This is a genomic window from Bacillus sp. AFS029637 (assembly GCF_002584985.1).
Classification (GTDB): domain Bacteria; phylum Bacillota; class Bacilli; order Bacillales; family Bacillaceae_G; genus Bacillus_A.
The window spans coordinates 16441-31416 of the sequence record NZ_NUPZ01000010.1; the positions used below are offsets into that span (position 1 = coordinate 16441).

The window sequence follows — 14976 nt, forward strand, 5'->3', positions numbered from 1 at the left end:
GGTGGAAAACGTGAGATTAGATAAATTATTAGCGAATATGGGATATGGAAGTAGAAAAGAAGTAAAGAAATTATTGAAAGACGGCGTTGTGAAAATTGATGGAACGCCAGTGAAAGATGCGAAAGTTCATGTAAATGTAGAAGAGCAAGAAGTTATGATTCACGGTGAAGTTGTGGAATATAAAGAGTTTGTTTATTTAATGATGCATAAACCACAAGGCGTTATTTCAGCGACGGAAGATGATAATCATGAAACAGTAATAGATTTATTAGAATTAGAAGATGCGATCTTTGATCCGTTCCCAGTTGGACGACTTGATATCGATACAGAAGGTTTCTTATTGATTACAAATGACGGGAAGTTATCGCATCAATTATTATCTCCGAAAAAGCATGTGCCAAAAAAATATTATGCACACGTTGCTGGTGTAGTAACAGAAGAGGATGTAAAAGAGTTTGCTAAAGGTGTTATTTTAGACGATGGTTATGAAACGAAGCCAGGTGAACTTACAATATTAAAAAGCGATGATATTTCTGAAATCGAGCTTGTCATTACAGAAGGAAAGTTCCATCAAGTGAAGCGTATGTTTGAAGCGGTAGGGAAAAAAGTTGTTTATTTAAAGAGAACAGAAATGGGACCGTTAGTATTAGATGAAGAACTAGAACTTGGACAATACCGAGAGTTAACTGACGAAGAAGTAGAAATGTTAAAAACATATCAAGTAGATACTGAAAAGTAGTGCCGTTTTAAGGCGCAGAAAAGACCCCTTTCTAATGTGTTAGAAAGGGGTATGTATTTATTTACATACAATTATTTTTTCATTATGAGGTCATTCTCACTTTCTTTCCTGTTGTTGTCCACTTACCGCGGCAAGGGCTATACACGAGTTCATTAAACTGCAACACATTTAGATCACGTTGTATCGTTCGTGGTGTGATCCCGAACTCATCTACAAGGTCTTTCGTCGTTACCGTTCCGTTTTCATTGATGTACATATAAATCGATTTAATGCGTGTTAGCATACGAGTAGTTGTAGGTTTCAAGAGAAAACCACTCCTCTACTAGTTTTTTTGACCCCATTCAGGAAAGAAGGTCGTTACTACCATTGTACTCTACATGATAAAATTCATGCTTTAATCTACTTAAATTTTACAAAAGTTTAACAAATATTCATATAGAAAAATATTGGTAGTTGACATTGTATATATGGTCAGTCAACTAAATCATAAAATTCTACGTAAAACGCCAAATTCCTGCAAATTTTTTTAAGAAAATAAAAGAAAAACTAATGAGAAATATCTGAAATATTACAATTGTTCGGTATTAAATATTCGTGTCTGGCATAAGGGATTTCGGTTTGCTATGATGAAAGAGATAATATAGTGAAGGATGGATGCGTGATGTCAGCGATTAATTGGACAGAAGAAGTTATGAAACGAAAAGAAGATTTAATTCGTGATACACAACAATTTTTGCAAATTAAAAGTGTATGGGAAGAAGAATCGGCGAAAGAGGGCGCACCATTCGGTGAAGGTGTAGAAAAAGCTCTATCTTTCATGTTACATAAAGGAGAAGCAGAAGGTTTTGCTTCTAAAAATTTAGAAGGGTATGCTGGTCATTTGGAAATGGGGCAAGGAGAAGAATTAGTAGGTATTCTTTGTCACGTTGACGTTGTACCAGAAGGAGACGGATGGACGACTCCAGCATATAGTGCGGATATTCGCGACGGAAAGATTTTTGCACGCGGTGCAATTGATGATAAAGGCCCAACGATGGCAGCTTATTATGCAATGAAGATTGTGAAAGAATTAGATTTGCCGCTTTCAAAACGTGTTCGTATGATTTTAGGAACAGATGAGGAAAGCAATTGGAAATGTGTAGATCACTACTTTAAAAATGAAGAAATGCCAACAATTGGCTTTGCGCCAGACGCAGACTTTCCGATTATTAATGCGGAAAAAGGAATCTCTGATATACAAGTTGTGCAAAATGGTAGCGAAGAGAAAAAAGGTGCATATGAGCTCGTTTCATTTGAATCAGGTCGTCGTTTAAATATGGTTCCTGATTTTGCAGAAGCGATTGTTACAGGAGAAGATGTAAATGCACTTACAGTAGCATATGAAGAGTATTTACAAACTGCTAAAAAAATAGGGAAATCAACTATAGAAGGAAATACAGTGACGTTGCAAATAGAAGGTATTTCAGCGCACGGATCTACTCCTGAAAAGGGAGAGAATGCAGGTTTATTATTAGCAAACTTTTTAACTACAGTTTCTCTTGATGGAAAAGCAAATTCATTTGCTACATTTGCAACAGAAACGTTTACTGGTGATATTTTTGGTGAAAAAGCTACTATTGCTTATAAAGATGAAATTAGCGGTCCGTTAACAGTGAATGTCGGTCGCCTTTCGTATACGAAAGAAAATGGTGGTAATTTAGGGTTAAACGTACGTTACCCGGTTACGACTAACTTCGAAGAAACAATTGTGAAGTTAAAAGAATATGTTGCTACTTATGGGTTTGAAGTAGATGATTATTCTAACTCTCGCCCACATCACGTTGATAAAGACCACGAATTAATTCGTACGCTGCAACGTGTATATGAAGAACAAACAGGTGAAAAAGCAGAACTATTAGCAATCGGCGGCGGTACTTACGCTCGTTCATTGAAAGCGGGTGTTGCATTTGGTCCGTTGTTCCCGGGAAAAGAAGAACTTGCGCATCAAAAAGATGAGTACATTGAAATTGAAGACTTATTAAAAGCAACAGCAATTTACGCTCAAGCAATTCATGAATTAGCGAAATAATGGATATGTAAATAATGACCGCTCTCTACTTTAGAGGGCGGCTTCTTTTTATCTGAATGAGATAAGAAAGAAAAGCAACAATAAAAGGAAGGAGACGATGTATATGGATCTGCATTATTTTGTCGCAATCACTTTACCAAATCATATAAAAGAAGTGCTATCTAACTATAAAGAGGAAAGGAAAGAGGAATTACCATTTCGCTCGTGGGTACATAAGGAAGATTATCATATTACCCTTTCCTTTTTAGGAAGTGCGACAGAGGAACAGTTAGCAGGGGTAAAGAATGGTTTACAAGCACTTACAGAAATGAAAGAACTATCGTTCACGTTACAAGGATTTTCAACGTTTGGCATGGAAGATAGACCACGTATTTTTTGGATGAAGGTAAGTGAGAATCAAGATTTGTTTCAGTTACAAAAGCGAGTACATGCTATTTGTGAAGAAAATGGATTTTCGTTAGAAACACGCCCCTATCGTCCGCATATTACTGTTGCCCGTAAATGGGTAGGAGAAGAAACGTTTCATTTAGAACATATAAAGGAAGTGCCTGAAATATCATTTCAAGCGGATACGATTACTTTATACGAATCTCACGTGAAAGAAACGCCGAAGTATAAATCAATTGCTGAAATAAAACTACAAAAATAGAATGTATGAAAACGTTTTTTATGCAGGTGAATATACTATAGAGAAGAATGGAGTTACTGTGTAGAGTTTTGCTGATAAGAAAAGCCTTATCGTTTACAGCTCGTTTTATCCCGCAACTGTCCGTAAAAGCCCGATTGGTGGAGGCTAATAATCAGTGTGGGATGAAGAGCCCCCACTGATTAACGTTTCACTTTATTTTAACTTTGAGAATGATGGTGATTTTTTTATGTTGAAAGTAAAACGTCCATTTGATGCCTATTTAGATGAAATGAATAAAATTACAATTTTGCTCCCACATGCGTACGGAACAAGTCGGACATTTCGTTTGCAAGAAGGAACCAATGTGGAAGATTTACCGATTGCTCATACGATTGCGCTTCCAGATGCAACGAAGTATGAGTGCTTTATAGAAGAGCCGCTAGATGTGGGGAAATATTATACAGTACGAGATGAACGGAACGAAGAAACGGATTTACAAATAGGCGCTGTGATTCGAACAGCGATTTTCGATGAAAAGTATTATTACGAAGGTACAGATCTAGGTGCTGTATATCAAAAAGAAGTAACAACATTTAAAGTATGGGCTCCAACTGCAAGGCTTGCGAAAGTAAGAATTTATAAAAGTGATAAAGAGTATACCGATCATGAAATGCACAGAGGAGAAAACGGAGTTTGGACTCATGCACTGCAAGGGGATTTAGGCGGAGCGCACTATACATTCCTTGTTTGTATTAATTTAATATGGAATGAAGCGGTGGATCCTTACGCAAAGTCGGTGACTGTAAATGGGAAATACGGCGTCGTGATCGATTTGGAAAAAACGCATGTAACAAAGCGAGAAGGACTACCGCTATTACATTCCATGACAGATGCCGTATTGTATGAACTGCATATTCGTGATGCAACTATTCATCCGAACAGTGGAGTGAGTCAAAAAGGAACATATAAAGGGCTGATGGAAGAGGGAACAACGGGACGAAATGGGACGTTAACGGGATTATCTCATATAAAAGATTTAGGTGTTACACATGTTGAACTATTGCCTTTACATTGTTTCGGTGGTGTAAATGAGGCGAATGCTTCCGCCGCATATAATTGGGGTTATAATCCACTATATTACAATACGCCAACGGGATTTTATGCGACAAACCCTTCGGACCCATATAACAGAATTGTAGAGTGTAAACAACTGATTGAAACATTTCATGAGAACGGCATTAGGGTGATTGTAGATGTTGTATATAATCATGTTTATGAAAGAGAGCTATCATCATTTGAAAAGCTTGTCCCAGGATATTACTTTCGTCATGGTGAAGATGGTATGCCTTCTAATGGGACGGGAGTTGGAAATGATATAGCATCTGAGCGGAAAATGATGAGGAAATTCATTGTAGAATCTATTTTATATTGGCTTACTGAATACAATGTTGACGGATTTCGATTTGATTTAATGGGAATTTTAGATGTTGAGACAATGAACAAGGTAGAAAAAGAAGTGCGAAACATAAAGCGTGATGCACTCTTATTAGGAGAAGGCTGGGATTTGCAAACACCACTATCTCTTGAGGAAAAAGCAACGTTAAATAATGCAAGGGAAATGCCACATATCGCGCAGTTTAATGATCAATTTCGTGATGGAATAAAAGGAAGTACGTTCAATATAAATAAACGTGGCTTTGCATTTGGTGGGCATGTAGACTGTCATCATTTGCAGTATATAGCGTCTGGTAGCCTTTTAAGTATGAAAGAAACAGGATTGTTTCTAGAGCCGGTGCAAAGTATTAACTATGTAGAATGTCACGACAATATGACGATGTGGGATAAACTATTGCGCAGCAATGAAGAATCGGAAGAGGTTTTGAAAAAGCGTCACCTTCTTGCAAGCGCCATGGTTATTCTTTCACAAGGTATTCCTTTTTTACATGCGGGGCAAGAGTTTTATCGTACGAAGAAAGGAAATGAAAATAGTTATAATGCAAATGATGAAATTAATCAATTAGATTGGGATCAAAAAGAGAAAGAGATGGAGACCGTTACGTATATAAAAGGATTAATTGCGATTCGGAAAGAGCATGGAGCATTTCGCTTACAAAACGCAAACCTTATAAAAAAGCACATGACTTTTTTGCAAACATCTACAGAAGTACTTGCATACCACCTGCAGCATGTAGAATCATTTGGACCTTGGAAAGAGATTGTAGTTATATTCAATAGCGGTTTGGAAGTGAACACGGTGCAACTTCCAAAAGAAGAAACGTGGCATGTGTTAGTGAACGAAAAGCAAGCGAAAATAGAGCCAATTTCTTCATTTAGAGGAAAGGAACTTAGGCTGGCTCCAATTAGCGCGTATATATTGACGATAATGTGACAAATCGCTACTTGACGATGCGAATGTAATAAATGTAGAATTGACAAAGGTGACGATTTTGATAAGTTGTTATCCTATGACTGGTTTTGTAAAATAAAATAGAGAGTTTTTGGCATATGCCAAGATTTCTTTTCATTTACAGTAAAATATATATGAATCCACAACATGTGTAGAAATGTTGCGGTTTTTCTTTTCATAACTATAAAAGATAAGGATTTGTTAACGGGTAATGAATATGGAATGGTTGGAACAATTATTAGGAAAAGAGTGGAGTCTTATACCGGCTGGTGGAGTAACGGGCGATGCATATATTGCGCAAAATGGACAACAGAAGTTATTTTTAAAGCGGAATACATCGCCCTTTTTAGCGGTATTGTCAGCAGAAGGAATTGTTCCAAAATTACTTTGGACAAGAAGGGTAACGAACGGTGATGTAATTTCTGCTCAAAAATGGCTTCCGGGACAGAAGTTAGAGCCAGAGGATATGAAACTAGAGCGTGTTGCGAAACTTTTGAAAAAAATACACTCCTCTAAAGCACTTGTGCAGATGATTCAAAGGCTTGGGAAACAGCCGCTTCACGCACAAGAGTTATTACAACAACTGCAACTTGTTTTAAGAGGAGATATAAGGGTTGATGAAACAATTCAGCAAGGTCTTCAATATTTAACGGCGTCATTAAAAGATATTGAATACAATGAATTCGTTGTATGCCATTGTGATGTAAATCATAACAATTGGCTATTGTCGGATGAAGATGAGTTGTTTTTAATTGATTGGGATGGAGCTGTAATTGCTGACCCAGCTTTAGACCTTGGTATGTTATTGTATTGGTACATTCCGCGCCAGGAATGGAGTGAATGGCTCGGGTATTATGATATTGAAATGGATGAATCGCTACTTAGGCGTATGAGATGGTATGTAATAGCCCAAACGATTTTATCTATTCAATGGCACACAACAAAAAAACAGCAAGCAGAAGCTGAATATTGGCATCAATATTTACAGCAACTACTTGCTTCAGAATAGTATTTAAGAAAAATTGTCCATTCCAGCAATCCACTGAGTAAGTTGTTCTTGATTATTGGAAATATGGTTGTCCAAATTAGAGGAAGATTTACCCGATTGACTATAAGAATATACATCGTTTAGCATTGTTTTAGCGTCACTACTTATATTATCATTTGCGAGTAATGATTGAATGAGACGCTCTAATTGCTCGCATTCAGAAACTGTCCCGCAGCAATCACTTTGGTGATTGACCAAAATATCTTTTAACACTTCTAATTGATGTTGTTGATTAATTGGCATGAACGGATCATCCTTTCGATTGTTTTTCTCTTCCTAGAAATGTAAGAGAAAAAGCTGCTTCGTCATGGAATGTTTAATGCTGTATGTAGTTTTTATCAAAATGGTACATCTTATACTTGAAAGAAACGGACCGAGTGCTCGTACGTACTTGGTTTTTTGTTTGATAGATTGATTAAAACAGAAAAAAGGAATTATTCCTTTAAAATAGTTTTGTAAAGAGAGGGAGACATCTATGCGTTTAAGACATAAACCGTATGCAATGGATCGAATTAATGAATATTCACATATCGTAATTGGGAACCCAGAGGAACGTGCTGGTAGCTGGAAAGAAGTATTTGGAAATGACCAACCAATTCATATTGAAGTAGGTACAGGTCGTGGCCGCTTTATGTATGATATGGCAAAAGCGAATCCTCATATTAATTATATTGGAATTGAAAAATTCACAAGTGTTGTTGTAGATGCACTTGATAAATTAATTGAAGAAGAAGTACCGAACTTAAAGTTAATTAATAAAGATGCTGAAGATTTAACAGTTTTCTTTGCAAAAGGTGAAATTGATCGCGTTTATTTAAACTTCTCAGATCCATGGCCAAAGAAACGTCATACGAAGCGTCGTTTAACGTATAAAACATTTTTACGCAATTATGAAGAAGTGTTAGTAGAGGGCGGAGAGATTCATTTCAAAACAGATAACCAAGGTTTATTTGAATATTCTCTTATGAGTATGGCTGAGTATGGCATGTTACTAACGTACTTAAGCTTAGATCTTCATAATAGCGATTTTGAAGGTAACATTATGACTGAGTACGAAGAGAAATTCTCTAGTAAAGGTCATCGTATTTACCGTGTAGAAGCAAAATATCGTACGGAGCCTATGCAGTAATGCATAGGTTTTTTTATGGCTAAAATAATCAGAATTTTATGTTAAAATTAACGAAAAGGGGGATATGTAATGGAACAACTACAAATTGGAGATATAAAAGTGACGTGGCTAAAAGGTGGGAACACACATTTAGATGGGGGAGCAATGTTTGGCGTTGTGCCGAAAGTACTTTGGTCACGCAAATATAAACATAATGATACAAATCATATTTATTTACGAACAGATCCGTTACTTTTGCAAACGAAAGACGGTAATATGCTTATTGATTCTGGAATAGGCAATGGTAAATTGAATGAGAAGATGAAGCGAAATCAAGGTGTAACAGAAGAGTCATCGGTTTATGAATCATTAGAAAAACTAGGATTGAAGCCTGAAGATATTCACTATGTTTTAATGACGCACATGCATTTTGATCATGCATCCGGCTTAACAAAATGGGAAGGCGATCAACTTATACCTGCATTTCCGAATGCGAAAATTTATGTGAGTGAAACAGAATGGAATGAAATGAGGAACCCGAATATTAGATCACGTAATACATATTGGAAAGAAAATTGGGAGCCAATTGTAGAGCAAGTCGTTACGTTCCAGCAAGAAATAGAAATTACAGATGAAATAAAAATGGCGCATACAGGTGGTCATAGTGATGGACATGCCGTTATTGCTTTAGAAAGCCAAGGGGAAACAATGCTTCATTTAGCAGACCTATTGCCGACGCATGCACATCAAAATGTATTATGGGTAATGGCTTATGATGATTATCCGATGACATCGATTGAAAATAAGCAAAAGTGGATGAAGTATGGCGCTGAAAAAGAGGCGTGGTTTACGTTTTATCATGACGCATATTATCGTGCAGTAAAGTGGAATGAGGAAGGGCATATAGTAGAAAAAATAGAGCGAAAAACGAGTATAGAGGCTTAAAAAGAGGAGGTTGTCCCAGAATATTTGCTGGAGCAGCCTCTTTATTATTGTCGTTTTTTGTCGGTAAGTCGATATATTTAAAAAATCGCCGATATAATTTGAGTTACGGTCGATATATTTAAAAAAATCGCCGATATATTTGGAGTTGCAGTCGATATATTCAAAAAATCGCTGATATAATTTTAATCAATACCCACAATTGCCAAAAAAAGAGGTTCACCAAATGGGAAACCTCTTTTTATGCTGCTATAACCTCTAAAACAGTACCTGTTTTAGCATCAACTAAAAATTCAAATCGTTCTTGTATATCATCTAACATCGTTGTAAGGCCGCCACGATAAACTTCGTATGCGACATCATATTTTTCAAATGTCTCTGGAACCATATGTACCCAAGAGCCAGTAATTTCACCTTTATGACTTAATGCTTGTTTCACCATTTTCAATGCTTTTTCTGAAGAAATATGGGATTGTTCTTGTACTTTGTTTGCAACGAAATAACCAGCTGCGAATCCAACGCCAAGACCTGCTACTAAACCTTTCCAGCTCATATATTCACCTCAATTCTATAAAATAAAAATAGTGTACCAATAATAATTATAAAGCAAATACAGCTAAAAAAGAAGAAACTAGAAACATTTCGAAAATTTCGTTACAATAAAAGAGGTATTCTACTAAGGTTTGAAAGAAGGGGACTTCGTGAATAAAGAGACATTACAATTATTTCGTACGTTAACAGAATTACAAGGTGCGTCAGGTTTTGAACATGATGTACGCCGTTTTATGAAGCAAGAATTAAGCAAATATGCTGATGAAATTGTACAAGACGGTTTAGGTAGCGTATTTGGTCTGAAAAAAGGGGACGAAACTGGCCCACGTGTTCTTGTAGCAGGTCATATGGATGAAGTAGGTTTCATGATTACGCAAATTACGAAAAACGGAATGCTTCGTTTTCAACCGTTAGGCGGCTGGTGGAGCCAAGTTCTATTAGCGCAGCGCGTACAAGTGATAACGAAGAATGGTCCTGTTATTGGGGTTGTTGGTTCTATCCCTCCTCATTTATTAAGTGACGCGCAACGTGCAAAACCGATGGATATAAAAAACATGTTAATTGATATAGGTGCAGATAGCTATGAAGATGCGATTGAAATTGGTATAAAACCAGGACAACAAATCGTGCCAATCTGCCCGTTTACGCCGATGGCAAACGAAAAGAAAATTATGGCGAAAGCTTGGGACAACCGTTACGGATGTGGCCTTGCAATTGAATTACTAAAAGAATTAAAAGACGAAACATTACCAAACACATTATACTCTGGCGCGACTGTACAAGAAGAAGTTGGTCTTCGCGGTGCACAAACTGCTGCAAATATGATTCAACCAGACATCTTCTATGCGCTTGATGCAAGTCCAGCGAATGATGCATCTGGTGATAAAACGCAGTTCGGTCAATTAGGAAAAGGTGCTCTTCTTCGTATTTATGACCGCACAATGGTAACACATAGAGGAATGCGTGAATTCATTTTAGATACAGCAGAAACACACAACATTCCGTACCAATACTTTATTTCACAAGGTGGTACAGATGCGGGCCGTGTACATACAAGTAATTCTGGTATCCCGTCAGCAGTAATCGGTGTTTGCGCACGTTACATTCATACACATGCTTCTATTTTACATGTTGATGATTATGCAGCAGCGAAAGAGTTAATTACGAAGCTTGTAAGAGCGACGGACAAAACGACGTTAGAAACAATTAAGAATAACGCGTAAGGAGGAAGGGCGAAAAACCCTTCTTTTTTTAGGTTGAATAGATGACCCATTCATGAATGGGAGCGGTCAGTGCTTAATGGGTGCTCGAATGGTGTATTAAGAGCGCGGGTAGGAAGTGAGAGGAAGGCTGTTTTTGCTTTCGAAGACGGTAATGTTGTTAGAAAAAACCTTCTTTTTTAGGCTGAATAGATGACACGGTGATATGTGGTAGTGGTTGGTGCCTAATTCGTACTCGAAGCGGATATTAGAATAAAATGATGAATTTATATAGAGGTGAATGAAATGAAAGTAGTAGTTGGATCGAAGAATAAAACGAAGGTTGGAGCAGTAGAGAAGGTTTGGGGAGAGGCTACAATTACAGCCCTTTCTGTTCCTTCAGGAGTAGCAGCACAGCCGTTTTCAGATGAAGAGACGATGCAAGGAGCGATAAATAGAGCGAAACGAGCGCTCCAGGAAGGAGAAGCTCAAATTGGTATTGGGCTGGAAGGCGGTGTAATGAAAACGGCGCACGGTTTATTTATGTGTAACTGGGGTGCGCTAGCAACAAGTGATGGTAAAACATTTGTTGCAGGAGGCGCTCGTATTAAATTACCAGATGACTTTTTAACGCCACTTGAAGAAGGAAAAGAGTTAAGCGAAGTGATGGAAGAATTTGTACAACGAAAAGACATTCGTAGCCACGAAGGTGCGATCGGTATCTTTACAGATGATTATGTCAATCGCACGGAATTATTTGTACACGTTGTTAAGTTGTTAGTTGGACAATATAAGTATGACGAAAAGCAAGCATAAACCTTGCACCGTGCACGATGTATGGTAGTATAAAGGAAAGATTATAACATGAAAAAAAGCACTCGTTAGAGGAGGAAATATAGATGAAATCATTAGAAAGCATGGAGCAATTCCAACAATTAAAAAATGAAGAGAATGTAGTCTTTATGTTCTCAGCAGAATGGTGCCCAGACTGCCGCTTTGTAGACCCATTTATGCCAGAAGTAGAAGAGAAATATAGTGATTTCTCATTTTACTATGTAGATCGTGATGAGTTTATTGATCTATGCGTGAAATTAGACGTATTTGGCATTCCGAGCTTTGTAGCGTACAATAAAGGTGAAGAAACAGGTCGCTATGTAAACAAAGATCGTAAAACACAAGAACAAATCGAAGAGTTTATTGAAGGTTTAAAATAAGGCAATTTGCCAATTGAATTGTAAAACAACCTCTACCTTCGCGGGGGAGGTTATTTTTTTGGAAGGGAGGATAAAGAGATGAAGATGACAAGTAAAAAGATGAAAGATGAGTTAATAAAGAAATTATCTCGCCCAGAATGGGACTTTCATTATGATAGTGAGAAAGAAGTTCTGCGTATTGAACAGAAAGACTCGAAAAAAGGCATTAACGTATCACTTCCAGGAGTTGTGGCAAAATGGGAAGTGAATAAAGAAAAAGCGATTGACGAAGTCGCATATTACGTACAAGAAGCGTTAATTGCGATGCATAAAGAAGAAAATAGCGGAGCGAAAATTTTACCTGTTATTCGTTCTACTTCTTTCCCGAAACAAGCAGAAGAAGGAAATCCGTTTATTATGACGGATCATACGGCAGAAACACGTATTTACTACGCGCTAGATTCTAATAAAACGTATCGACTCATTGATGAGCGTTTATTACAAAAGTTAGAGCTTACAGAACAACAAGTACGTGAAATGGCATTATTCAATGCTCGCTCATTAGTTTATGAATTTAAGCAGGACACAGTAGCAGGGAATACATTCTACTTTTTAAACACAAATGATGGGTATGACGCGACTCGTATTTTAAACGAATCGTTACTACAATCGATGCGTGAAAAGATTGCTGGTGACATGGTTGTTGCTGTTCCTCACCAAGATGTATTAATTATTGCTGATATCGTCAACGAAATCGGTTATGATATTATTGCACAAATGACAATGAAATTTTTTGCCGAAGGGCATGTTCCGATTACATCACTTTCATTCGTATATGAAGATGGAGAATTCGAGCCAATCTTTATTTTAGCGAAGAATCGGAAGAAGACAGATGGAAAAGAGAAAGGATGAACGAAGTGAACGTTTTTTACAACCTTGAAGGAATTGGTGACACTTTAATTGTTGCCTTACAAGATATTACTTTGGAGAACCGTACTTTTGATCGCAAAGGAGATGTTGCTCGCGTTTATGATCGTGAAAGCAACGTAACAGGAGGATTCAACATCTTTAATGCATCTTCTTATTTAGAGGTAACAGAAACAGGTAACCTTACATTAACGAAAGAACTTGTTGAGAAAATCAACGGAATTTTAGCGAAGAACGGCTTTGAAGAAAAAGTAGAAGCAGATCTTTCTCCGAAATTCGTTGTAGGTTATGTAGCTGAAAAAGAGAAGCATCCAAATGCTGATAAGTTAAACATTTGTAAAGTAGAAATCGGTACAGAAACATTACAAATCGTATGTGGTGCACCAAACGTTGATGCAGGACAAAAAGTTGTCGTTGCAAAAATCGGCGCTGTAATGCCAAGCGGTATGTTAATTAAGCCAGCTGAGCTTCGCGGTGTTCCTTCTTCTGGAATGATTTGCTCTGCACGTGAATTAGAGCTTCCAGACGCTCCGCAAGAAAAAGGTATTCTTGTATTAGAAGATAGCTTTGAAGTTGGACAAGAGTTTAAATTTTAATTGATGTAAGAAAAAGTAGCCTCGCATATATGGGGCTATTTTTTTATGCGGAATTCCTAAGATTGTAACGTTTCTCATCAAAATCTATATTGTATTTTAAAAATTAATTAGGTAAAATTTAGAAAAAAGAAGGGGATAGAGGTATGAAACAACAACCAAAAATCGCAGAACTTCTGAAACGAATTGAAACTTCAAAACAGCAAGATATCGAATTAGGTACCTATGAAATATATGTGTTTAGTGAAAATGAATTAGAAAAAGGACAAATCGGTTACCGATATGATAAACATAAAAGTTCATTAATAAGTGAAGAGAATGGAAGATGGCAAGAAGGATGGATTGTTATTGGATATGAAACGGATATGGGCGACCCAGTTTTCGTGAATACCGATGACGACGCGTATCCAGTGTATACGGCAGAGCGTGGTACAGAAACGTGGCAGCCAATTTGTATTGGAAATATGGATGAGGTTATAAAACAATTATAAGAAAAACTTTGAGTCCGGTGCAAAGTGATGGGAGAGAGGCATGAAGTATATAAAAACAATGGGCATGATTGCATGCATTGGCATATATATGGGAGGTTGCTCACAAGAACAGCCGAAACAAGAAACAGCATCTTCTATACAAGAAATAAGTAAAGAGAAAAAGGAAGACGCACCGGTAGAAAAGCAGCAAGAGGAACAAGAAAAGAAAGAAGAACCGCAAGAAGTTCAAACGAATGAGCAAGTAGAAATTAAGCAGGAGGAAGTACCAGCCGAGAAAAAGAAAGAGGAAACTACGCCGGTGCAGCCACCTGAGCAACCAGTACAAAATAATGAACAAAAAATAGAGAGTAAGGAAAAACAAGAAAAATTTCTCGTTGTCATTGATCCAGGGCATCAACAAAAAGCAAATTTAAATTTAGAGCCGATTGGTCCAGGCGCAACTACTCAGAAATATAAAGTGACAGATGGAACAACAGGTGTTGCAACAAAAAAGAGAGAGTCTGTCCTTGTGTTAGAGATGGCTTTTATATTAAAAGAAAAGCTTGAAGCAAAGGGAATGCAAGTATTAATGACGAGAACGTCACAAGATGTTGATATAAGTAATAAAGAACGTGCGACATTTGCGAATGATCATAAGGCGAATTTATTTTTACGTCTTCATGCAGATGGTTCTGAAAATCCGAATCAAAGTGGATTCGCTGTATTGACGCCTGCAGAAGGAAGTCCGTATACGAAAGAAATCTATGCGGAAAGTTTTCAAATCTCTCAAACGATAGTAAATAAAATGAGAGAGAACCAGCAAGTGAAAGTAAATGGAATTAAGTTCAGGGATGATCTTTCTGGATTTAATTGGTCCAAAGTACCTGGTGTACTATTAGAACTTGGGTTTATGTCAAACCATGAAGAAGATAAAAAATTATCTGACCCGCAGTATGTAAATTCTTTATTGCAAAGTGTAACGGATAGTGTAGATGAATATCGGAAGAGTAAAGCTTAAAAGCAGTCTCGCGTCGAGGTTGCTTTTTTTCATATGAAAACACTCATGAATTAGAATATTATGGATAAATATGACATGCTTAAT

17 protein-coding genes are annotated in these 14976 nt (G+C 37.1%); 14 read left to right on the forward strand and 3 right to left on the reverse strand.

What is annotated here, in order from left to right; all coding sequences use genetic code 11:
• Window positions 1-10: 10 nt before the first annotated feature.
• Entirely contained in the window at window positions 11-739 is a 729-nt protein-coding gene (locus COE49_RS02475) for a pseudouridine synthase (RefSeq protein ID WP_063537725.1), read from the forward strand.
• 82 nt (window positions 740-821) lie between these two features.
• Here the strand turns inward: COE49_RS02475 and COE49_RS02480 are convergent, their stop codons facing one another.
• Window positions 822-1043, reverse strand: coding sequence for a DeoR family transcriptional regulator (locus COE49_RS02480; protein WP_000805512.1), 222 nt, complete (start codon window positions 1041-1043; stop codon window positions 822-824).
• Window positions 1044-1400: 357 nt separating this feature from the next.
• Between COE49_RS02480 and pepV the strand changes: the two genes are divergently transcribed.
• From pepV to COE49_RS02500, 4 genes are all read left to right on the forward strand, one after another.
• On the forward strand, window positions 1401-2807 hold the full coding sequence (pepV, locus tag COE49_RS02485) for a dipeptidase PepV (RefSeq protein WP_098945686.1): 1407 nt from the start codon (window positions 1401-1403) through the stop codon (window positions 2805-2807).
• A 103-nt stretch (window positions 2808-2910) separates the two neighbouring features.
• Window positions 2911-3456 carry an RNA 2',3'-cyclic phosphodiesterase gene (thpR, locus tag COE49_RS02490; protein ID WP_098945687.1) on the forward strand — a complete coding sequence of 182 codons (546 nt, stop codon included), beginning with the start codon at window positions 2911-2913 and terminating at the stop codon, window positions 3454-3456.
• Window positions 3457-3682: 226 nt separating this feature from the next.
• Complete coding sequence (gene pulA, locus COE49_RS02495; protein ID WP_088232259.1) at window positions 3683-5824, forward strand: type I pullulanase; 2142 nt, start codon at window positions 3683-3685, stop codon at window positions 5822-5824.
• Window positions 5825-6053: 229 nt separating this feature from the next.
• A complete protein-coding gene (locus COE49_RS02500; protein ID WP_088232258.1) occupies window positions 6054-6851 on the forward strand; it encodes a phosphotransferase family protein in 798 nt (265 codons plus the stop codon).
• Window positions 6852-6854: 3 nt separating this feature from the next.
• Here COE49_RS02500 and COE49_RS02505 read toward each other — a convergent pair whose 3' ends face one another.
• A complete protein-coding gene (locus tag COE49_RS02505; protein ID WP_001122235.1) occupies window positions 6855-7133 on the reverse strand; it encodes a YtzH-like family protein in 279 nt (92 codons plus the stop codon).
• 232 nt (window positions 7134-7365) lie between these two features.
• Here COE49_RS02505 and trmB point away from each other — a divergent pair, with 232 nt between their 5' ends.
• Window positions 7366-8019, forward strand: a complete 654-nt coding sequence (trmB, locus tag COE49_RS02510) for a tRNA (guanosine(46)-N7)-methyltransferase TrmB (protein ID WP_088232257.1) — start codon at window positions 7366-7368, stop codon at window positions 8017-8019.
• A 69-nt stretch (window positions 8020-8088) separates the two neighbouring features.
• Complete coding sequence (locus COE49_RS02515) at window positions 8089-8943, forward strand: YtnP family quorum-quenching lactonase (RefSeq protein ID WP_098252744.1); 855 nt, start codon at window positions 8089-8091, stop codon at window positions 8941-8943.
• 238 nt (window positions 8944-9181) lie between these two features.
• Here the strand turns inward: COE49_RS02515 and COE49_RS02520 are convergent, their stop codons facing one another.
• Window positions 9182-9493: a PepSY domain-containing protein gene (locus COE49_RS02520; RefSeq protein ID WP_000118537.1), complete on the reverse strand. Its 312-nt coding sequence runs from the start codon at window positions 9491-9493 to the stop codon at window positions 9182-9184.
• A 148-nt stretch (window positions 9494-9641) separates the two neighbouring features.
• Between COE49_RS02520 and COE49_RS02525 the strand changes: the two genes are divergently transcribed.
• The 7 genes from COE49_RS02525 to COE49_RS02555 all read left to right on the forward strand — a co-directional run bounded on the left by COE49_RS02525 (window position 9642) and on the right by COE49_RS02555 (window position 14892).
• Window positions 9642-10715 (forward strand): M42 family metallopeptidase, encoded by a 1074-nt coding sequence (locus COE49_RS02525; RefSeq protein WP_098945688.1) that lies wholly within the window; start codon window positions 9642-9644, stop codon window positions 10713-10715.
• A gap of 282 nt (window positions 10716-10997) precedes the next feature.
• Window positions 10998-11507: a DUF84 family protein gene (locus COE49_RS02530; RefSeq protein ID WP_098945689.1), complete on the forward strand. Its 510-nt coding sequence runs from the start codon at window positions 10998-11000 to the stop codon at window positions 11505-11507.
• 83 nt (window positions 11508-11590) lie between these two features.
• Window positions 11591-11905, forward strand: coding sequence for a thioredoxin family protein (locus COE49_RS02535; protein WP_000838193.1), 315 nt, complete (start codon window positions 11591-11593; stop codon window positions 11903-11905).
• 78 nt (window positions 11906-11983) lie between these two features.
• Window positions 11984-12796, forward strand: coding sequence for a DUF1444 domain-containing protein (locus COE49_RS02540; RefSeq protein ID WP_098945690.1), 813 nt, complete (start codon window positions 11984-11986; stop codon window positions 12794-12796).
• Complete coding sequence (gene ytpR, locus COE49_RS02545; protein ID WP_098252742.1) at window positions 12793-13407, forward strand: YtpR family tRNA-binding protein; 615 nt, start codon at window positions 12793-12795, stop codon at window positions 13405-13407. The genes COE49_RS02540 and ytpR overlap by 4 nt, the downstream gene beginning before the upstream one ends.
• Window positions 13408-13550: 143 nt before the next feature.
• Window positions 13551-13895: a thiamine transporter gene (locus COE49_RS02550; protein ID WP_088232253.1), complete on the forward strand. Its 345-nt coding sequence runs from the start codon at window positions 13551-13553 to the stop codon at window positions 13893-13895.
• A 40-nt stretch (window positions 13896-13935) separates the two neighbouring features.
• Entirely contained in the window at window positions 13936-14892 is a 957-nt protein-coding gene (locus COE49_RS02555; protein ID WP_098841461.1) for an N-acetylmuramoyl-L-alanine amidase, read from the forward strand.
• Window positions 14893-14976 lie beyond the last annotated feature (84 nt).